The 21121-nt window shown below is 35.2% G+C and carries 17 protein-coding genes; all 17 read right to left on the reverse strand.

The genetic code is table 11. From position 1 onward, the window contains the following. Nucleotides 1–17 precede the first annotated feature (17 nt). The 17 genes from ypfJ to H599_RS0111390 all read right to left on the reverse strand — a co-directional run bounded on the left by ypfJ (nucleotide 18) and on the right by H599_RS0111390 (nucleotide 20979). Entirely contained in the window at nucleotides 18–899 is an 882-nt protein-coding gene (ypfJ, locus tag H599_RS0111310; RefSeq protein WP_026714241.1) for a KPN_02809 family neutral zinc metallopeptidase, read from the reverse strand. 23 nt (nucleotides 900–922) lie between these two features. Next, nucleotides 923–4945, reverse strand: coding sequence for a PAS domain S-box protein (locus H599_RS0111315; RefSeq protein ID WP_162174258.1), 4023 nt, complete (start codon nucleotides 4943–4945; stop codon nucleotides 923–925). A gap of 156 nt (nucleotides 4946–5101) precedes the next feature. Beyond that, the gene (locus H599_RS19565; RefSeq protein ID WP_035141498.1) at nucleotides 5102–5854 is read right to left on the reverse strand and encodes a DUF2189 domain-containing protein; all 753 of its coding nucleotides are present in this window, start codon (nucleotides 5852–5854) and stop codon (nucleotides 5102–5104) included. Nucleotides 5855–5929: 75 nt separating this feature from the next. Then, complete coding sequence (locus tag H599_RS0111325) at nucleotides 5930–6619, reverse strand: RluA family pseudouridine synthase (protein WP_026714243.1); 690 nt, start codon at nucleotides 6617–6619, stop codon at nucleotides 5930–5932. A gap of 88 nt (nucleotides 6620–6707) precedes the next feature. After that, nucleotides 6708–7493 (reverse strand): glycosyltransferase, encoded by a 786-nt coding sequence (locus tag H599_RS0111330; RefSeq protein ID WP_026714244.1) that lies wholly within the window; start codon nucleotides 7491–7493, stop codon nucleotides 6708–6710. Between the two features lie 68 nt (nucleotides 7494–7561). Beyond that, nucleotides 7562–8380 carry a 3-methyl-2-oxobutanoate hydroxymethyltransferase gene (gene panB / locus H599_RS0111335; protein WP_026714245.1) on the reverse strand — a complete coding sequence of 273 codons (819 nt, stop codon included), beginning with the start codon at nucleotides 8378–8380 and terminating at the stop codon, nucleotides 7562–7564. A gap of 67 nt (nucleotides 8381–8447) precedes the next feature. Continuing rightward, nucleotides 8448–9743 carry an acetylxylan esterase gene (locus H599_RS0111340; RefSeq protein WP_026714246.1) on the reverse strand — a complete coding sequence of 432 codons (1296 nt, stop codon included), beginning with the start codon at nucleotides 9741–9743 and terminating at the stop codon, nucleotides 8448–8450. 92 nt (nucleotides 9744–9835) lie between these two features. After that, entirely contained in the window at nucleotides 9836–11164 is a 1329-nt protein-coding gene (locus tag H599_RS0111345) for a rhamnogalacturonidase (protein WP_026714247.1), read from the reverse strand. Nucleotides 11165–11329: 165 nt separating this feature from the next. Continuing rightward, entirely contained in the window at nucleotides 11330–12628 is a 1299-nt protein-coding gene (locus tag H599_RS0111350; protein ID WP_026714248.1) for an APC family permease, read from the reverse strand. Between the two features lie 84 nt (nucleotides 12629–12712). After that, complete coding sequence (locus tag H599_RS19570; RefSeq protein WP_051590719.1) at nucleotides 12713–13408, reverse strand: sensor histidine kinase; 696 nt, start codon at nucleotides 13406–13408, stop codon at nucleotides 12713–12715. A gap of 492 nt (nucleotides 13409–13900) precedes the next feature. Next, on the reverse strand, nucleotides 13901–14473 hold the full coding sequence (locus H599_RS0111360) for a uracil-DNA glycosylase family protein (protein ID WP_026714249.1): 573 nt from the start codon (nucleotides 14471–14473) through the stop codon (nucleotides 13901–13903). A gap of 229 nt (nucleotides 14474–14702) precedes the next feature. Next, complete coding sequence (locus H599_RS0111365) at nucleotides 14703–15194, reverse strand: flavodoxin family protein (RefSeq protein WP_026714250.1); 492 nt, start codon at nucleotides 15192–15194, stop codon at nucleotides 14703–14705. A gap of 64 nt (nucleotides 15195–15258) precedes the next feature. Further along, nucleotides 15259–15828 carry a cysteine hydrolase family protein gene (locus tag H599_RS0111370; protein ID WP_026714251.1) on the reverse strand — a complete coding sequence of 190 codons (570 nt, stop codon included), beginning with the start codon at nucleotides 15826–15828 and terminating at the stop codon, nucleotides 15259–15261. A 43-nt stretch (nucleotides 15829–15871) separates the two neighbouring features. Then, nucleotides 15872–16435 (reverse strand): GNAT family N-acetyltransferase, encoded by a 564-nt coding sequence (locus tag H599_RS0111375; RefSeq protein ID WP_035141500.1) that lies wholly within the window; start codon nucleotides 16433–16435, stop codon nucleotides 15872–15874. 139 nt (nucleotides 16436–16574) lie between these two features. Then, nucleotides 16575–17075, reverse strand: a complete 501-nt coding sequence (locus H599_RS0111380) for a GNAT family N-acetyltransferase (protein ID WP_026714253.1) — start codon at nucleotides 17073–17075, stop codon at nucleotides 16575–16577. A 260-nt stretch (nucleotides 17076–17335) separates the two neighbouring features. Beyond that, nucleotides 17336–20680 carry a preprotein translocase subunit SecA gene (secA, locus tag H599_RS0111385; protein ID WP_026714254.1) on the reverse strand — a complete coding sequence of 1115 codons (3345 nt, stop codon included), beginning with the start codon at nucleotides 20678–20680 and terminating at the stop codon, nucleotides 17336–17338. 77 nt (nucleotides 20681–20757) lie between these two features. Beyond that, the gene (locus tag H599_RS0111390; RefSeq protein ID WP_007138072.1) at nucleotides 20758–20979 is read right to left on the reverse strand and encodes a DUF2795 domain-containing protein; all 222 of its coding nucleotides are present in this window, start codon (nucleotides 20977–20979) and stop codon (nucleotides 20758–20760) included. Nucleotides 20980–21121: the final 142 nt, after the last annotated feature.

Below are 21121 nucleotides of genomic sequence, written 5' to 3' on the forward strand. Positions count from 1 at the left end.
GGGTATTTTTATTTTTTTTAGTTCAAATTATAACCAAATTCTCTAAAAGTATTTCCCTGTTTGATGTCACCTGATTTATAACCTTTCATAAACCAGTATTTTCTTTGTTCAGAAGTACCATGAGTAAAGGATTCCGGAACAATATGCCCCTGCATTTTTGACTGAATGGCATCGTCACCTACGGCATGAGCCGCACTTAAAGCTTCGTCCAAATCCCCTTCTTCTAAAATATTATTCATTTCCTGATTATAATGTGTCCAAATTCCAGCGTAAAAATCAGCCTGAAGTTCTAAACAAACAGATAATTTATTGGCTTCAGTTTTAGATACACCTTGTTGCATTTGTCTCATTTTAGCCGAAGTTCCTAATAAAGTTTGAACGTGGTGTCCTATTTCGTGCGCTATGACATAAGCCGTTGCAAAGTCGCCTCCTTTAGCGCCAAAACGGGTTTTGAGTTCTTCAAAGAAAGTTAAATCCATATATACTTTTTGATCTCCGGGACAGTAGAAAGGTCCTGAATCGGAAGTAGCATTCCCGCAGGCTGTTTGTACTGCTCCGTTAAATAATATAACGGAAGGTTTTTTGTAACTAAGATTGTTTTCTTCAAAAATTCGGGACCAAACGTCTTCGTTGTCTGCTAATAATGTTTTAACAAAAGCCTGCTCTTCGAGTTCCTGTGCCGTTAAATCCCGATCCCTTTGTCCGGATGTTTGCTCGCTTTGTCCCTGATTCAGTTGTTCTAAAACCGGAGTAATCATTTGGGCATTTTCGCCACCAAAAACATTAAGTAATAAAATGATAATTCCAAGAATTCCACCTCCTACAATTGTTTTTCCACCGGAGGACATACCTCTGCGGTCTTCCACATTGTCACTTTGTCTTCTTCCTTTCCATTTCATAGCTTTTAATTTTAGTTAATAGTTTATTTAATCCATTTGAGCAGTGTTTTTTCGATGATGCCTTTTACTATTGGTTTCGAAATATAATCATTCATTTGCATTTCAAGGCATTTGTTTTTTTCTTCTTTTTCGGTTCCGGCGGTAATGGCTATAATCGGGACTTCTTTTCCGTGGTCTAATTCCCGAATGGCTTCCGTGGCTTCATAGCCGTTCATAACCGGCATTTGGATATCCATAAAAATAATGTCCGGAAGAATATTTTCAAATTGCTTAACCGCTTCAGCACCATTTGCAGCTTCAAAAAGTTGGGCTTCCGGAAGACTGTTTTTTATAATGGTTTTTAACAAAAGCATATTGATTTTATTGTCTTCTACCAGTAAAATTTTGCTTTTTGCTAAATTAGAATTAGCCGTTAGCATTGCCGGCGTATCCATATCGGAAACTGTTTTGTTTTCTTGTTGTTCTTTCGGTAATTCGGAATTTGTTTGTAAATCAATATCAAAATAGAAATGACTACCTTTTCCAATTTTACTTTTCAATTTTAATCGGCTGTCCATTATATTTAAAAGCTTATTTGAAATGGTTAATCCAAGACCTGTTCCTCCAAATTTTTTGGTCGTAGAACTATCTTCCTGCGAGAAGGCTTTGAATATTTTTTTCTGATTTTGTTCTAATATTCCAATTCCGGAATCGATTACCGAAAAACGAATTCTGGTTTGGTTTTCGCCTATTTTCTCTTTTAAAATAACATTTAGTTGTACGCTTCCTTTTTCGGTAAATTTCACCGCATTGGATAATAAATTAATAAGAATCTGTTTGATTCTCACGATGTCTATCCAGGCATAACGCGGAACTTCGGTATCAATGTTTAATTCCAGTTTCAGGTTTTTTTGATTGGCTTCAAATTGAATTAAATCAATCACCTGCTCCATTAATTCTTTCAAATCGTGTTTTTCAATATGTAATTCCAGTTTGCCGGCTTCGATTTTTGAAAAATCCAAAATATCGTTTACAATTTCCAATAAAGTATGCGCCGACTGATTGACCGTTATCATGTGTTTTTCCTGAATACGATCCAGTTTGGTTTTCATCAGCAAATCGGTAAATCCGATAATTCCATTAAGCGGAGTTCGGATTTCGTGGCTCATATTGGCTAAAAATTCCGATTTTGCTTTGTTAGCCGCTTCGGCATATTCTTTGGCTTTAATAGCTTTTTCGGCATCTTTTCGTTTGCTGATGTCGAGCATGATTCCTTCAATGTATTTGATTTCACCATTATTAACCACCGTATCCACAAATTCGTCAACCCATACGATTTCGTTATTTTTGTTTATAATGCGGTAAGCAAGATGAAAAGGCTCTAATCGGGATAGTTTTTGGGTGGTTTTGAGTAATGTTTTTTCTAAATCATCCGGATGGATTAAATCTTTGAAAATGATTCTTTTTTCCAGAAAATCTTCTTTCGGATAACCCGTTAGTTTTTCAATTTCATCGTTGAGGTAAATTTTGGTGAAATTCTCGTCGTTTTCAGACAGATAAACCGTTCCGGGAATATTATTGGCCAACAATCTGAATTTTTCTTCACTTTCGTTAATTGCAATTTCGTTTTCTATTCGTTCAATAGAAGAACCAATATTCATCGTTAGTGTTTGCAAAATTTGAATTTCATCATCAGCCCAGTTACGATCTTCGTTCAAATCGTTTAAGCCCATGAAACCGTGAAATTTATTTTTTACGAAAATGGGTAAAAGAATTATAGAACCAACTTTTAAGACTTTCATTTTTTGTCTTAAGGTTTCGCTTTTTACATTAGAAATCGTATTGTGATAAATTTTATTTTCTAATAAAGGTTCCAGTAAATCTTCAAAAAAAGGATATTCCAAATTTTGGAAGGAATCATCTATCTCCGTTAAAGTTTCATGTCCGGTTGTCCAGCGGTATTTTTGGCTGATGGTATTGTTTTCCGGATTGTTTTGGTAATAAAAACTGCGATAAGATTTAGTTGCTTTTCCAATAATAATTAAAACGTCAGCAAAAACTTTGTCGATGTCTTTTACATTTAAAAAACGTTCGGTACAAAGGTTCATCGCAGCAAGCAGTTCACTTTTGTATTTAAGTTTGTGCTCGGCTTCCAGTCTTTTTTTCGATTCAAAGGCAATAGCAACGCTGTCGGCAATGGCTCTGGAAAAATTAATATCCTCATTATCCCATTGCTTGATTGTTTCAATCATTTCGATACACACTAATCCGATAAGCGCACCGTTGATAAAAACCGGGGTTTTGATTACGGAGGAAACGCCGGGCATATCCGGACTGTCGGGATATAATTCTTTTATTATTGGATTGTTTTTTACATTCGAAGCTACCAGCGGCGTTTTGCTTTCTAAGGATAAAAAGAAATCCGGATAGTCTTCTTTGGTGATGATTAAACCATTGGTGAAAGTGTTGCTGTTAAGTTCGTATGATTGTAAGCAGCAAATTTTATCTTCAAGATATTCCCAGTAACTCGTTCTGCTGGCGCCAATGGTTTTAGCCGCATTTTCCAGAATCGATTTTAATTTGGTCTCTAAATTTTCTTCGGTTGAATAACTTTTTGCGGTAAATTTTAATAAGTTCTCATTATATTTTTTGTTTTTATCATCTCGTTTTTGCTTTTCTACATCAATATTTTTCATAAAAGTGATGTCACGGGCAATTGCCGAATAACCGTTGATTTTCCCAAAATCATTTCGGCTGATGATAACTTTTTGGGCCACCCATAAAGTGTCTCCGTTTTTCTTCAAAACTGGAACTTCCAATGTTGGGAAATCTACGCTGTTTTCGCTATTGTTACGGTAAAATGACTCCAAAACGCTCAGATAATCTTTTCGGACAAAAAGAGAATAATGCTGGTTTACAATTTGTTTTTTGGTATAATTAAGGCTCTTTAAGGTATAATCATTGACAAAAGTAATGTTTCCATGTGTATTCAGTTCATAGATGAAATCCTGAGCATTTTGAACCAGATTTTTATATTGATTTTGAATTTGAATCTGATTACTGATATCCTGACCAATTCCGATAATTAAATCATTAGAAAATTGTTTGTTTTTCCATTGAATGTATTTGTATTCACCGTTTTTACATCTTAATTTTCTAACAAAAACTCTATCGTTTATCTGGCTTTCAAAAGTTTCATTAGCCGTTATTTCGGGATTGTCTGTCAAATTATAATAACCATACCCCAGTAATTCTTTGGAATTGTAACCCAAAACTGTTTGTACACTTTCGCTGCAAAAAACAATTTTGTTTTGATTGTTTTTGGCCATTATCAACGAATTTCCTTTATGAATAATCTGATTGTAAAATTGGAATTTATCATTTAAATCCTGTATTGACATGTGACGGATGTAATTGACAAAAACAATAATTAAAGTGTAATTAAAAAGAATTGTAATCCGGTTTAAGGGCGCTAATTTGAGTAAGGAAATTCCAATGAGTGTACTGAATACAAACAGTATAAAAGACCAGTAAAGTTTGCCGGGTTTTAAGGTAGTGTATGAAAAATAAATAAATAGTAAAAAGGTTAAAAACGGGATGTTGTCCGCATCCAATTTGATTACATTGCGGAGTGTATTGAGGAAGGCAACAAAAAAAACAACTCGAAATATTTTTACGATATTTTGAAATACAAAATCAAATTTTGTACTAATAAAACTCACGAAAATTAGAAAAAAAGCAATACTCACATTAGTGATTAACATGCTTTTAGGTCTTAAATTAAAATATTCGAAAGTGATTTCCAAGATTAAAACAATCAATCCCAGAAATAAAAAATAGAGTTGGTATTCTTTTCTTTCGGAGTTTTCAGGAGTAAAGTTTTTAATAAAACGATTCCCAAAGGAATATTTGATTTGATGAAATTTATAAATCAATAAAAAAATAATCAAAAAGATAAATGGAATCACAGTTCGATAAAGATTTTTATCAATAGGTAACTGATCTACAATGTCAAAGGTATTAATAGAGTAAAAATTAATGAAGCCACTAACACTGTTTGTAAGCATTTTTAATACAATGAGAAATTGTGGCATCATAATTTGATGGATTAAATCTTAAATTTAGCAAAATTATTTGGGGTAATTTCGTTAAAAATAAGAATGTTTGAAAGAAATTGGTAGTTGTTTTGTCAAAAAAATGAGTTTTTAAGGGAAATTAAATGGTTATTCGAAATCTATAATTGATTTGTAAATTGCGTAATACATGGAATACAAAAGCGGCAAAGTAAAAAACAAACCGATGAAAAACATGAAAACACCCGTTATGCAAAATAAATAAGTAACCGTTAGCAGTCCTAAAAGCACCAGTGGTTGTTTTGAAACCAAAGTAAAGCTGGTGTTGATGGCTTCGAAAACTTTAAAATCACGGAAAATAATTAACGGAACTGTGAGTACATTCAGAAGCGAAATAGCTAATGAAGCCAAGAATCCTAAAATAGGCAATCCGCTTAAATCTGCCACAGAGGAAACGCCCATGTTTAAAATTGTGATGAGCAAAGTGGCTAGGAAAAGTGATTTGAAATATTGGAATTGGTAATATTGAAAAGCTGCCGAAAGGTGAAATTCTTCGTCTATTTCCGCGCAATGAGCCATTTTTATAATTCCTGCAAAAAACGGACTCACCAAGCAACTGAATAAAGTGACGCTGCCAATATAAATAATTAAAAATTCATCAGAAAAGTTGTTTGGATCTAAATTTTCCGGTTTGATGAATTCCTGGAAATTTTCTATTCCGAAAGTGAAGGCTATAATTACGAATGCCAACATTCCAAGTAAGACGGCTGAAACTAAAAACAGTAAACCGGCATAGACCACTATTTTTTTATAATTTTCAAAAGCAAGGTTGAAAACCGCCTCAAAACTAAGTTGATAACCGTTGGTTTTTAATTCCTGAATTCGGTCTTTATTAGATTTCATAAGTAATGCTGTAAGAATAATTGATTGAAAATTTGAAGCGTATAAAGCTACGTTTTATTTTTCTCTTCTAAAATACTAAATCGCGTTCCAAATTACATCGTTCGGAACGGGCGCAACAATAGTGAGTATTTCTTTAGAAACCGGATGCACAAAAACTAATTTTCGGGCATGTAAATGAATTCCACCATCAGAATTACTGCGGTCAAAACCATATTTTAAGTCGCCTTTTATTGGTGAACCGATGGCTGCCAACTGCGCTCTGATTTGGTGATGTCTTCCGGTGTGTAAGTTGATTTCTAAAGCGGTGTAATTGTTAAGTTCTTTGATAATTTTATAATCCAGGCTAGCTGTTTTACTGTCCGGAACTTCTTTTAAGTGCGCTTTTGAAGTGTTGTTTTTTTCGTTTCTTTTAAGGAAATGTACCAATTTGGCTTCCTTTTCCAGCGGTTTATTTTTTACAACAGCCCAATAGGTTTTTTGGGTTTCTCTGTTTTTAAATAAATCATTCAATCGGGTTAAGGCCTTGCTGGTTCGGGCAAAAACGACAATTCCGGTTGTGGGACGGTCTAAGCGGTGTACTACGCCTAGAAATACTTCTCCGGGTTTGTTGTATTTTTCTTTGATATATTCTTTAATGACTTCACTTAGTGGTTTGTCTCCGGTTTTATCGCCCTGAACAATATCACCAACCCGTTTATTAACTACAATAATATGATTGTCTTCATGTAAAACCTGAAGATTATTTTTGTTAGAAAGTTCTTTCATCAACTACTTTATTAGATTGCAAAAATAGCAGTTTTATAATTGTTATCTTTTAACAATAGTGTCACAAAAACACTTTTTTTCAGATTTTTTAGGCTGTAGTTTTTACCAGATAAGGCTTGAATGTTTTGCTTTTTGCCGTTTTGTACGTTTTTTTAATGAAATATAAATCAAGCCAGAGTTTAAAAAAATAGCTGGGTTTTACTTTCGAATTTCCTTTTTCAATCCAGGATTTAAGTGGAATTTCGTTCATTTTTTTCAGCGCGTTTTCTTTGCCAAAATGCTTTATCATTCTAAAGAATAATTCGACATCAAAAAGCCATTTGGATATAAATTCTTTTTGAAACAGAAGTAGGGCAATTTCACTTGTGAAAACTTTACACCCACATTGGGTGTCATATACTTTTAAATCTAAAATATTCGAAATAAAAGTAGCGATAATACGTCCGATAAGAAAGCGACTGTTTTCACGGTTGATGGTAGAACCTATTTTTCGAATTCGGGAGCCAAAGCAAAAGACAATTTCGTTATCTAAATTGTTTTTTACCGCCATAAATTCTTCCAGAGTTGTGGCCAAATCAGCATCAAGATAGCCGATGTGTTTGGGTCTGAAATTTTTAGTACAAAACAGTATGCCCTGTCTGACTGCTTCGGCTTTTCCGCTGTTTTGAGGCAAAGGTATCAGCTGAATTTGTTGCGGATGTTCCTTTTGGATTTTTTGTAGAACAAGGAGCGTATTGTCGGTAGAGCCGTCATTTACAAAGCAAACAGAGGCTTCGGGGTGATTTTGTAAAAAACGGGAATATTCAATGCCCGAAATAGCTTTTTCTTCATTATAACAAGGAATAACAATAAAGGTTTTTGATATTTCGGGCATTTCTTTTTTTTTTTGGTAAATATAGAATTACCAAAGAAGTGCTACTTTATATAGAGTTTAAGAAAAAGTTAATATTGCTCTTTCTCGTTCGGAAAGTCTTTTGACTTCACATCTTCAACATACTGACTGATTGCCGAAGTCATCCCTTCATATAAATTCATGTAACGACGTAAAAATCTAGGACTGAATTCATTATTCATTCCCAGCATGTCGTGGATTACCAAAACCTGTCCGTCAACTCCGGAACCGGCACCAATTCCAATTACCGGAATAGAAATGCTTTCGGCAATTTGCTGGGCTAATTTAGCAGGGATTTTTTCTAATACTAAGGAGAAACAACCTAGTTTTTCCAGAAGTTTGGCATCTTCAATTAATTTTAACGCTTCCTGTTCTTCTTTGGCTCTTACGGTATAAGTTCCAAATTTATAGATGGATTGTGGCGTTAATCCCAAGTGTCCCATTACCGGAATTCCGGCATTTAATATTTTTTTAATAGAATCTTTGATTTCTTTTCCACCTTCTAATTTCACCGCATGACCGCCACTTTCTTTCATAATTCGAATTGCCGAACGCAAAGCTTCTTTAGGGTCAGACTGATAACTTCCAAAAGGTAAATCGACTACAACCAAAGCTCTGTTGGCACCTCTTACCACCGAAGAAGCGTGATAAATCATTTGGTCTAAAGTGATCGGCAGGGTTGTTTCATGTCCCGCCATTACATTGGAAGCCGAATCTCCCACAAGAATCACATCAATTCCGGCCGAATCCACAATTTTAGCCATCGTATAATCGTAGGCAGTAAGCATGGAGATTTTTTCTCCCTGTGCTTTCATATCAATTAAGGACTTAGTTGTAATTTTTTTATAGTCTTTTTTTGCTGTTGACATAGTAGTAAAATTAGGAACTGCAAAAGTAGTAAAACAATTTTGGATGAAATATAGAAAAGCTAATTAACTATTGAATCCCGCATTTTTCACGTAACCATTTTATAGATTGAGTATTGGTTTCTCCAAAGCGCCAATGGGCAGAAATAGGAGTGATTACAATTTCTTTTGGTGCTTTAACCGAATTAAAAGCCGAAAGGGTAGAAGTAGGCGGGCAGGTATTATCGTTGTACCCTGATGAATAGAATCCGGGGATTTTTATTTTTTTAGCAAAATTTACTACATCATAATATTCCATAGTTTGTAGCTTTTCAGCGTTGTTGTTTTTGTATTTATCGCTAAACATATGTGGCCAGCCTCCGGCACGATCATGTAAATAACCTGAATTATCACAAAGTGCCGGATAAAAAGCAGCAATACAATTAACTCTTTTGTCGATTCCGGCAGTGACCATAGTTAAGGCACCGCCCTGACTGCCGCCGGTTACCACCACGTTTTTTTGATCAAATTCAGGAAGGCTTGTCAGGAAATCAATGGCTCTGACACAGCTTAAATACACACTTTTGTAATAATAGTTGTCCTTATTGTCTAAGTGAATAGCCCAATAATCTGTAAGTTGTTTACGGATTTCCTGAAAATCTGTTTCGTTTATTTCGGGAGAAACACCGTGAATTTCAGTTGTAAAACTGATGAAACCGTCATCTGCATAAGAGGTTATCGGATTGATTTTCTTGACTCCCGCACCCGGCGGATTGAATAAAACGGGATGTTTTTTATCGTCTTTTGGTTTGCTTAAATAACCATAAAGATAGTGCCCTAATTTATAGTTTTGTAAACGAACCAAATAAACGTCAACTGTTGGAGTAGATAATTCCGGTTTGTGTGTGATTATGGCATCCATTGGGATTTTGCTGTTTTCGGCTTTGGCTTTTTCCCAAAAATGGTCAAAATCATTAGGCATTTTTACCGTTGGCTGAATTTCAAAAGGAGCAAAGCCTACTTTGATTTCGTTTTTATAAACGTAACCATCAATTTTGGTTTGAACTTTCAATTGTCGAAAGCCCGGAGTATTCATCGTTCCAATGTTAATCTCACCAATTCCGTGAGTTAATTTCAGCGTTCCTTTTTTTTCGGGAGCTAATTGTTCGGGACCGTATTGGTATTCAATTTCTACATTTTCAACAGCCGATCCATATCGCAGAACGCTAATTTTTACGGTAGCTTCTTCATTGAGTTTGTAATTCCAATCGGGATGACTGGCAGTAAGTAGAATATCAATCAGTTTGATGGGAGCGGGCGTATTTTGTGCGTTTGTATTTACACTTAAAAAAAGGAGGAGAAGAACTAGTTTGTAAATAATTTTCATAGCAAAAGATGTTTAAAAACGGCAAAGGGTATAATATGTTTGATATTATACCCTTTGCTGTGTATTATATTATTTTAAAAATAGAATCATTTTTATTTGATGCTTTTGTTGTTCACTACTACATTTTTAAGTTTTAAACCTGTAATGATTGTTTTATCCATCTCCTCTTTTTTGGCTTCGATTTTTAAATTTTCAAAAGTGAAGTTGCTCAATTTGTCGTACTGTGTAATGGCCATATCATAGAAAACATCACATTTGATATCGATATTTCGCATAGTAATGTTGTCGCAATAAGATAACGGAACGTCTTTTCTTCCTTTTAAGTCAAAAAACTGAGTCCAGGGTTTTACATAAATCATACTTTTAGCATAACCTTTAATGTTTTCAACGGTAATGTACTCGTATTTTTGAGGGGTATCCGGACGCATTTTTAACCATAAAAGTCTAATGGCATTGTCAACAGTACAATTGCGAACAATAATATTTTTGTTGTGAATAGCTTCGCTTCCGCTGGTTAAAGCACCGTGGCAAAATCCGAAATCGCAATCTTCGATAATGATATTTTGATTGGCTCCGTTGCTTGGGTCTTTATCCGCCCAAGGACCTTTTCCACCTTTTAAGGCAATAGCATCATCATTTACCGCCATATAACAACCTTTAATTAACACATTGGTACACACGTCAATATCAATAGCGTCAGTACTTGGTGCTTTTACAGGAGCATGAGGCGAAGTAATATGAACATCCAAAACTTTTACATTGTTACACTGATAATAATGGCTGGTCCAGAAACCCGAATTGTGCAATTTTACATCCTGAACCTGAACATTATCGCATTTCCAGATAAAAACTAAACGCGGTCTGGAAACTTCCAGGTTTGTACATTGCGGATTTTCTTTTCTTCTTTGCCAAAAAGCTTCCCAAAATTTCAAACCGTTTCCGTCAATAGTTCCTTTTCCGGTAATGGTGAAACCGTTGATACCGTAAGCATTTACCAAAGCTGTGAAATATTCAATACTTTGTCCTTCAATTCGGGAAGGCATAAAAGGATAATCATTAATGTTGTCTGAACCTTTTAGAACCGCTCCTTCAGATACATGAAGATGGGTGTTTGGTTTAAAAAATAAAGCCCCGCTCATAAAAGTACCTTTTGGAATCACTACCACACCGCCGCCGTTTCGGTACGCTTCGTCAATGGTTTTTTGAATGGCTGCAGTTTGTACTTTGGTACTGTCATTTAACGCACCATAGTCGGTGATGGAATAAAATTTACCTAAATCCGCCGGATTGATTTTGGAAGCATCCGAAAACCATTCCGGAATTGGAGTTCCGTCAGGAAAAATATTTTTATCGTTTTTTTGCGAAAATGAGTTTGTTGTTATTGCTAATGAGGCAAGAAGGAATAAACAGATTTTTTTCATTTTTTCTATTAAAGGTTAATAATGATTGGTATCACCACAAAAAAGATGCCTGAGTTATTGGTTTTATCAGTGCTAAAATTTTGTGGGAACACGAAGATAAGCAATTTAGGAGGAAAACTTTATCCTGTTTAGTAAGCAGGACACTCATAAAAGGCCATTGTTTTTTTATTTTTTAGTGTTTGAAAAACGAATCAAGGCATAAATTGCAGTTAAAACGATAATTGCAATTACCGTCCCAATGATTTCATTTTGAGCTAAATTGGATAAAAAATAAAGAATAATACTGATGGAAAGAACAGGAATTATTAAGCCACCCGGAATGGTAAATTCGTCCGATTTTGTTGGTTGGCTGTAGCGTAATTTAATGACTGCCAAAACAACTCCGAGGTAAACCATCAGGATAGAACTGCTGGCAATAACTACTAAACTTTCAAAACTTCCTGTGACAGCAATTAAAAAACCAATTGCAGCATAGAGTATAATAGACAAATAAGGCGTTGCAAATGAAGGATGGATTTTAGCCAGCGCTTTAATCGGGATAACGCGGTCACGAGCTAGTGCGTATAAAGTTCTGGGATTGTTTAAAATATCACCACTTAAAAATCCAAACATAGAAATTGCCGCACCAATAGTTAAAATCAGGAAGCCAATAGGTCCAAAAATCACTTTGGCGGTAGCAGCCAGCGGGGTAGCAGTGTATTGAGGTAATTCGGTACCTAAAACGCCCTGCGCAACAGTTTGAATAAGCATATAAAGAACCACCACAGCGGTAATGCTGATAAAAATAGCCTTTGGAATGGTTCGTTTGGGATTAATTACTTCACCTGAAACCACAATTCCGGATTCGCAACCCTGAAAGGCAAAAAATAATACCAGTGAAGTTTTGCCCAGTTGTTGAATATCAGGAAAACTTTCGATAGTAAGATTAGCAGTAGTAACCGCTTCCCATCCAAAAGTGACTAAAAGCAACAGTGGAATTAATTTTGCCACCGTATTGATTTTTACCAGTCCAATTCCCTGTTTGACCCCAATCACATTGATAAAAGCCAAACCAAAAAACACTATGGTTAAAAAAGAAAAACGTACCAAAGTTTGTTGGAAAAAAGGATGAGCAGCAGCCAGTACATTGACTAAGGCGTTAGAAACTGCGGCATCGGCCAGTAGCGTTCCCGTTACAGTAAAAACTCCAGCCAGAAATCCGGCATAAGGACCAAAAGCCGTTTCAATATACGAATAAACACCTCCGGTTTGGGTTACTTTACTGGAAGCTTCGGCAAAGCAGAGCATAATCAATGCCATTAAGAGTCCGCAAAAAAGATAAGCTATAATACTTGAAGCGCCCATAGAAGTCGCTACAATGGCAGGCAATGCAAAGATTCCGGCGCCAATAATTACATTCATAATATTGGCAGATAGGCCAAAAACTCCTATGGTTCGTTTTAATTCTTCTTCCTGGTGACTCATTTTTATGTTTTCTGAAGTTTGTAATTAAAACGAATTTAGGTAAAATATGTTTTTATTAACAAAATAAAATCGAAGATTTTGGTTTTATAGCTTGTTTGTTTTGTCAATTGAAAGGTGAAATGTTGTTCCGTTATTTTCGGTACTTTCAAACCAAAGTTGTCCGTTGAGTTCTTCGGTGAGCTTTTTACTGATGTAAAGTCCCAAACCAGTCGAAACTTCGTTTTCAGTTCCAGTTCTCTCTGTTTGTGGTTGTTTATCAAATAGAGTAGAGTGAAAACTTTTGGGAATTCCTATTCCGGTGTCAATTATTGAAATAAGGGCTTTGTTGTCTTGTTGTGTCAGTTTTGTTGTTATGAGTCCTTTTCGAGGTGTAAATTTCAGGGCATTGTCGAACAGATTGTTTAGTACACGGATAAGTTTAGTTCGATCGGTTCGGAGATAAATATCTTTGTTGGAGAATGATACTGTTAACGTTATATTTTTACTGTTGGCACGGTGTTGGTGTGTTTGTTGTAGTTCAGTAAGCAATTCGTTAAGATTAAACCAGCTTTGTTGGTAGGGCAAAATGAGTCCCGAGGTTAGTTCTGTTCCAAGTTCGCATTGTGTGGCAATCAATTTTAGGTATTCCTGAATTTCGGGGTCTGCATCTCTGTTTAGTTTTTCGGATAGGAGTTGGTTCAGACCATAAATACCGTTGATGATGTTTCTGAAATCGTGTGCTGCCAGAGCAATTTGTTCTGATATTGTCGGACTGTTGCTTAGTTGTGTTTCATTTTTCATTTGGACTTTTGGTTTTATGTTATATTACCGATGTCCCACAAAAAAGAGCGTGGGACAGATGCAAACTCGTAACCGTGGGAGTCCAAGCCCAGAGAACAAAGTAAGGCAAAAGCCCACGCCATGCGCGAGCGTTTTGTCTAAACTTCCCTGTTCTCTAATAATTTTGGACTTTTCGGTTACAGGTAGCGTAGCAAACGCAATATTGTTATTTTATAATTTTTATTTTTTTGACTCTATACTTTTTGTTTTTGTTGGTTGTTAAATCATTAAGTTTTAATAGTAAACCTTAGTAAAAAATGGATTTAATTTAGGTAGATGAATGACAAAGAGGTGTACTTCATTACGAATCAAATATATTGTTTTATTTCTTACAAAAAAAGAAATTTTTAATTGTTGTTTGAAAATTAAAAAAGCTCTTAATAGTTTAGGATAAATATAGAAAATAGCTGCTTACGATAGACACACGAAGGGATTTGTGCCTGAGGCTTTGATTTACCGAAAAATTTGTGTGATTTCTGCTTTTAATTCGGGTAAAACTTCCTGAGCAAACCACTCGTTTTTAGCCATCCAGATATTGTTTCGGGGAGAAGGATGCGGCAGCGGAAAATAGTTTGGCAAGTAGTTTTTAAAATTTCTAACGGTTGCTGTGAGTGTTTTTTCAGCATTGTTGCCCAAGTAATAATTTTGAGCATATTGACCAATGAGCAAAGTAAGTTTCGCCTTAGGCATTTGTGTGATTAATTGTTGATGCCATAACGGAGCGCATTCCGGGCGCGGTGGTAAATCGCCGTGTTTTCCGGTGCCGGGATAGCAAAATCCCATCGGGACTAATGCTACCAGATCAGGATTGTAAAAGTCGGTTTTGTCAATATCCAGCCATTTTCTCAGTGTGTCACCGCTTTTATCATTCCAGGGAATTCCTGTTTGATGCACAATTCTTCCCGGTGCCTGACCAATAATGATGAGTTTGCTTTCGGTTCCTGCTGCTACAACCGGACGAACGCCATCGGGCAGATAAGCTTCGCATACGCGGCAGTTTCTTATTTGGCATAAAAGTTCTTCCATGATTTTTTATCAAAAGTTGTATGCTTAAAAATAAGAAAAAAAAGTTGATATACATATTGTGTAAAAAGAAATTCGACCGCTTTTTAATTTTGCCGCAATCTTGTCATGCTGACGGAGGAAGCATCTCATCTATTAACTCGACAAAGTTATTTGCTCACTGTTGCAGGCACAGAATGCATCCCGAAACTTCGGGACTGCGCTAACGGTTGTGTATATCCGAGCGGTCGGGTTATTTTTCAATTAGTTCTATAAATTCAGTTATTTTTAATTCGTTATCTTCTCCTTTTATTGTATGTGAATTTCCAATATATTCCATTCCTAAATATTTTGCTGTTTCGGAAAAAGGAAGCCAAAAATATTCTTCAAGATTTTCTCCTATTGAACAACTTAATACCGCCATTTTCTTTCCTCGAAGTTTTCGTCCGAGTTCTTTTTCAATAGTGAGTAAATCAGTAAATCGGTCAAAAAACACTTTCATTATTCCGCTCATTGAGTACCAGTAAACCGGGGTTACAAAAATTAACGTTTCATATTTTTCTACAATACTCTTTATTAAGTTTAAGTAGTCATCATTTCGGTTTTCGTGTTTGTAATCAAAATAGCTGAATTCATAATCGTTTAAGTTTAATAAGTCCCAATTTGATTTCTCAATCAGTTTTTTTGTCAAATTTGTTGTGTCTCCATCGTTTCTTGAACTACCCACTATTATTACTTTTTTCATTCAGGATTTCTTTTTTTAAATGTGTTACAATGTCAGTCTAAAGGATTCTTGTGTTAGCAGGGAACTATGATTTTATGGACAATATTGCAATATCATTTTTTATTTGGTCAAAGTTTTTTACTTCTATTTTTCCCTTTGTAGGTATCATATTTTGCCAAACCCAGTTGTAATGTTCAATTACTTTTTCTGCTCTCAAGTGGGGTCTATCTCCAGTTGTATGTCCGTCTGCAACTACTGTAATATTATAATCTTTTGCTAAAGCAGACTGAACAGTGGATTCTACACAAAAGTCGGTCGCACATCCAGTAATAAACAATTCAGTGACATTTAGTTCTGTCAGCTTTGATTGAAGTCCTGAATTGTAAAATACGTCATTTGCATATTTATCAATCAGAACATCAGTAGATTCGATATTTAATGTATCTAATAATTCCCATTCTGATGTGCTTTTTTCAAATTCTCCGGTTCCAGTTCCATCATGTTGAATATAAATTACAGATAATTTTGCTTTACGAAATAATTTAGCAAGTTCATTGATTCGCATAACAACGCTATCTGTGTCAAAACGAGGTGTTTTCGAAGTGAAAGAACCTTTTTGCATATCAATTATTAAAAGACTTTTTCTGTTTTTCATTTATTTACAGTGATTTTTGGTCTTATTTACTTTTTGAAACAAATTAATTTTTCCATTCTTCTTTTAGAATACTGTAGACGTAAGTTCCGTCACTTTCTCCATAAGATTGAATGTTGTAATTTCTCAAAATTCCCTCTTTAATAGCTCCAATTTTTTCTATTGCCTTTTGTGACTTTATGTTTTTAATATCTATTTTAAATTCTACTCTTCTTAAATTAAGAGTGTTAAAACAATAATCTAAAAGAAGTTTTTTGCAAATCGTATTTATACCTGTTCCTTGGAACCTTTCCCCAATCCAGGTCCAACCTATTTCTAATCTTTTATTACTAAAACTAAAATTTCCAAACATCGTCACTCCAATTGTACTATTGTCTTCCTTTCTGATAATTATTAGAGGATAAAGCTCTTTTTCTTTTTTTGCACCTAGACAGAAATTAAAATAATCCATTAAATCATTTCTGTTTTTTACTTTTGCTCCAAATTCACCTAATTCCTTATTATAGCTTATAGATTCTATTGTGTCAATGTCATCAAAAGATAATGGGCGCATTAAAATTGACTCATTTTCAAGAGTCAATTCGCATGAGAAAAAATTATCTAAGTTCATTTTTTGTGATTGTATTTATTTTTATTGTGCGTTAGAAGTTTGTATATTAAGATTGATTTTCAAAGTATATTTTACAAATTATCAATATTAATGACAAAAAAATACTTAATTTGTCTGACCTCTTGTTATTACCAATAGTTTAGTTTCTGTTTATAATACTCATATTGTAAGTTGACCAATATTCATTGCCAACTTTTGAATTCTCTTTGAATAATCCTTCGATTTCTAATCCACAATCCTTGTAACACTTGATTGCTTGTTCGTTGAAATCATAAACTCCTAAATCTAATCTATGTAATTTTAAATCTTCAAATCCAATTCTAATGAGTTCTTGAATTAGCGTTTTACCGAATCCTTTATTTCTATTTTGTTTATCGCCAATCAATATTCGGCATATCCTTGCATTACTATTTTTTTTGTCTATATTATTTAATTCGGCATGTCCAATTATCTCGGAAGTTTCAGAATTTATAACTTTATATATTAATCTATTGTCAGCATTTATATATTTATCAAGTTGCTCAAATGTTATTGGGAAATTAAAAATAGGTCCGCTAAATTGAATCATTGATTGTTCTGAATCAATCCAGTTTATTAATCTATCATAATCATTTTTATCAAATTTTTCTAATCGAATCATTTCTTCTATATTTTTTACTATGGGTAACAACTAGTTTATGTGTATGATCCTCAAATATATTAAAATATTCTTACAAAATTGATTAAGAGATTAAAAGTTGTTTTTAGCCCCGATATAGCCTATATCCTAGTAGCGGAGTGTAGAGATAAAGGCGAAAGCGGGAGGGATTCTTATTGAAATACAAAAAGTACCGCTCCTAAAACAAAAAATCCCCAACTACTTTCGTAATTGAGGATTTCTAAATTTATGCGGTCTGCAAACTATTCATTAACAATAACCCATTCGCCGGTAGCTAAAAGGGCTTCGGCTTTTTTGTATTTCATGGATTCCGTTTTTCCGGTAGCAATTTGTTGTACGGTAACGGTATCGTTGCGATTGATTTTTGGCATCTCTCTAACGATGGTTTCTGTTACCTGACGTTGTTGCGTCTCTCCGGCTTCGCGGTTCATGCTTTCGCTGTTAGGAATTTCATCTTTTGTTAATTGTAACTTTTCTTGTGGTCGCTCAATTTCTCTTGCTTCCTCAATTGGAGCCTGTTGTTGTGGCAAATCTCCTTTAAATAAGAACGAAATCACTTCTTTGTTGATACCGTTCAACATATTGTTGAATAAGTTGAAAGCTTCAAATTTATAAATAAGCAACGGATCTTTTTGTTCGTGAACGGCTAACTGAACTGATTGTTTCAATTCGTCCATTTTACGTAAATGTTTTTTCCATGCTTCATCCACAATCGAAAGCGTGATGTTTTTCTCAAAATCGGCAATTAATTGTTTTCCTTCAGTCTCGTAAGCTTTCTTCAAATCAGTTACCACGCTTAAAGCTTTCACACCATCAGTAAATGGTACTACAATGCGCTCAAACTGATTGTTTGGATCTTCGAAAATGTTTTTTACAATCGGGAAAGCTTCTCTGGCACTACGCTCGCATTTTTCGTTGTAGTATTTTAAAGCTTCTTTGTACACTTTTCCGGTAATTTCCAGTTCGTTTAATCGGCTAAATTCAGCTTCAGTAACTGGTGAAGTGATTGAGAAATAACGAATTAAATCGAATTCGAATGTTTTATAATCATTAGTAGCTTTAGTATTTTGAACGAATAATTCGCAGGTATCATACAACATGTTAGCGATATCCAGTTTCAAACGCTCGCCAAATAAGGCGTGACGACGACGTTTGTAAACCACCTCACGTTGTGCATTCATAACGTCATCATATTCTAATAAACGTTTACGAACCCCAAAGTTGTTTTCTTCTACTTTTTTCTGAGCGCGTTCGATAGATTTGGTCATCATCGAATGTTGAATTACTTCTCCTTCTTCAAGCCCCATTCTATCCATTACTTTGGCTACTCTTTCAGAACCAAATAAACGCATTAGGTTGTCTTCCAAAGAAACATAGAATTGTGAACTCCCCGGATCTCCCTGACGACCGGCACGACCACGCAGCTGACGGTCAACACGACGCGAATCGTGACGCTCCGTACCTACGATTGCTAAACCTCCGGCAGCTTTCACTTCGGCAGATAATTTAATATCGGTACCACGACCCGCCATATTAGTCGCAATAGTCACTACTCCGGCTTTACCGGCTTCTTCTACGATTTGAGCCTCCTGTTTGTGCATTTTAGCATTCAATACGTTGTGCGTTACACCACGCATTTTCAACATACGGCTTAATAATTCAGAGATTTCTACCGAAGTTGTACCAATCAATACCGGACGACCTGCTTTAGATAATTCGGTTACGTCTTCAATTACGGCATTGAATTTTTCACGGGTAGTTTTATAGATAAAATCTTCTTTGTCATGTCTTGCAATCGGACGGTTGGTTGGGATTTCCACTACGTCTAATTTGTAAATTTCCCAAAGCTCACCAGCCTCAGTCACTGCAGTACCGGTCATACCACCCAGTTTGCTGTACATTCTGAAGTAGTTTTGCAAAGTTACTGTTGCAAAAGTTTGCGTTGCCGCTTCGATTTTTACGTTTTCTTTGGCTTCAATGGCTTGGTGTAACCCGTCAGAATAACGACGACCATCCATGATACGACCTGTTTGCTCGTCTACAATCAGGATTTTGTTATCCATGATTACATATTCTACATCTTTTTCGAAAAGGGTATAGGCTTTTAAAAGTTGCGTTAAGGTATGGATACGCTCGCTCTTCACGCTGAAATCCTGGAATAATCTTTCTTTGGCTTCCGCCTCAGCATCTTTTTCTAATTTTTGTTTTTCGATGTTGGCAATTTCAGTTCCAATGTCCGGTAAAACGAAGAAATCAGCATCCGTGTCACCAGAAAGAAATTTGATTCCGTTATCGGTCAATTCTACCTGATTATTTTTTTCTTCAATTACAAAATACAAGGCTTCGTCAACTTTTGGCATTTCGCGGTTGTTGTCCTGCATGTATTGGTTTTCTGTTTTTTGAAGCAATTGTTTGATTCCCTCTTCACTTAAAAACTTAATCAAAGCTTTGTTTTTAGGTAAGCTTCGGTAAGCTCTCAACAACATGAAACCACCGTCTTTGGTGTTTCCTTCTTTGATTAATTTTTTAGCTTCGGTTAAGAATCCTGTTGCCAACTGACGTTGTAAACCAACAAGTGTTTCGATTTTTGGTTTTAATTCGATGAATTCGTGACGATCTCCCTGAGGTACCGGTCCTGAAATAATCAATGGTGTACGGGCATCATCAATTAATACCGAATCCACCTCATCGACAATAGCAAAGTTGTGTTTTCTTTGTACCAAATCAGATGGCGAATGTGCCATATTATCTCTTAGGTAGTCAAAACCAAATTCGTTATTGGTTCCGTAAGTAATATCAGCATCGTAGGCTTTTTTTCTTCCTTCGGAGTTTGGCTGATGGTTGTCGATACAGTCAACAGTCATTCCGTGGAATTCGAATAAAGGTGCTTTCCAGGTGCTGTCACGTTTAGCCAAATAGTCGTTCACGGTTACTAAGTGAACTCCGTTTCCGGTTAAAGCATTTAAGTAAAGCGGAAGAGTTGCTACTAAAGTTTTTCCTTCCCCTGTTTGCATTTCGGCAACTTTACCCTGGTGTAAAACCATACCACCAATCAACTGAACATCATAGTGAATCATGTCCCAGGTAATGTCTTTTCCGGCAGCATTCCATTTGTTTAACCAAATGGCTTTGTCTCCTTCAATAGAAATATAACTTTTAGTAGCCGAAAGTTCGCGGTCTCTGGCAGTAGCAGTAACAGTAATTTGTTCGTTTTCTTTAAAACGACGCGCCGTTTCTTTTACCACAGCAAAAGCTTCCGGAAGAATATCCATTAAAGTTTTTTCAGAAACAGTATAAGCTTCTTTCTCCAGATTATCAATTTCTGTATAAATATCTTCTCTTTTGTCAATATTTTCAATGCCTTCTACTTCTGATTGAAGAGTTGCAATTTTGGCATCAATTGCGGCACGGGCTTCTTTAATTTTTTCTTTGAAAAAAATAGTGCGTGCTCTTAATTCATCATTGGATAAACTGCTTAAGTTGCTTTCAAAAGTTTTAATTTTATTTAAGTAGGGCTGTAAAGACTTTACATCTTTCTCGGATTTGTCTCCTACAAAAATTTTAATAATGCTGTTTATGAAACTCATAATGTTTGTATTTCTAATTAATTTTTTCTCTTTAAATGAACAAAAAAAAAGTCTCTTTTGAGACTTTTTCTTAGTTTTTAATATTCATCCTCATTCCAAAGGTAATCTTCGTCAGTAGGATAATCCGGCCAAATTTCTTCCATTGACTCGTATATCTCGCCTTCATCTTCAATAGATTGCAGGTTTTCTACTACCTCTAATGGGGCTCCAGCACGTATAGCATAATCTATAAGTTCGTCTTTGTTAGCAGGCCATGGTGCATCACTAAGATAGGAAGCTAATTCTAATGTCCAATACATCTTTTGTCGATTTAGTTTTGTGCAAAAATAAATTTTTTACTGAAAAAGGCAAGTAAAAAATCATTTATTTTAAAAAAAATTAAGAACGTGTTTTTTTAATTCCAAAAAAGAAATTCCAAATTCCAAAAACAGAATGGAAATC

Origin of the sequence: Flavobacterium daejeonense DSM 17708, assembly GCF_000425425.1 — a bacterium.
GTDB classification, from domain to species: Bacteria; Bacteroidota; Bacteroidia; order Flavobacteriales; family Flavobacteriaceae; genus Flavobacterium; species Flavobacterium daejeonense.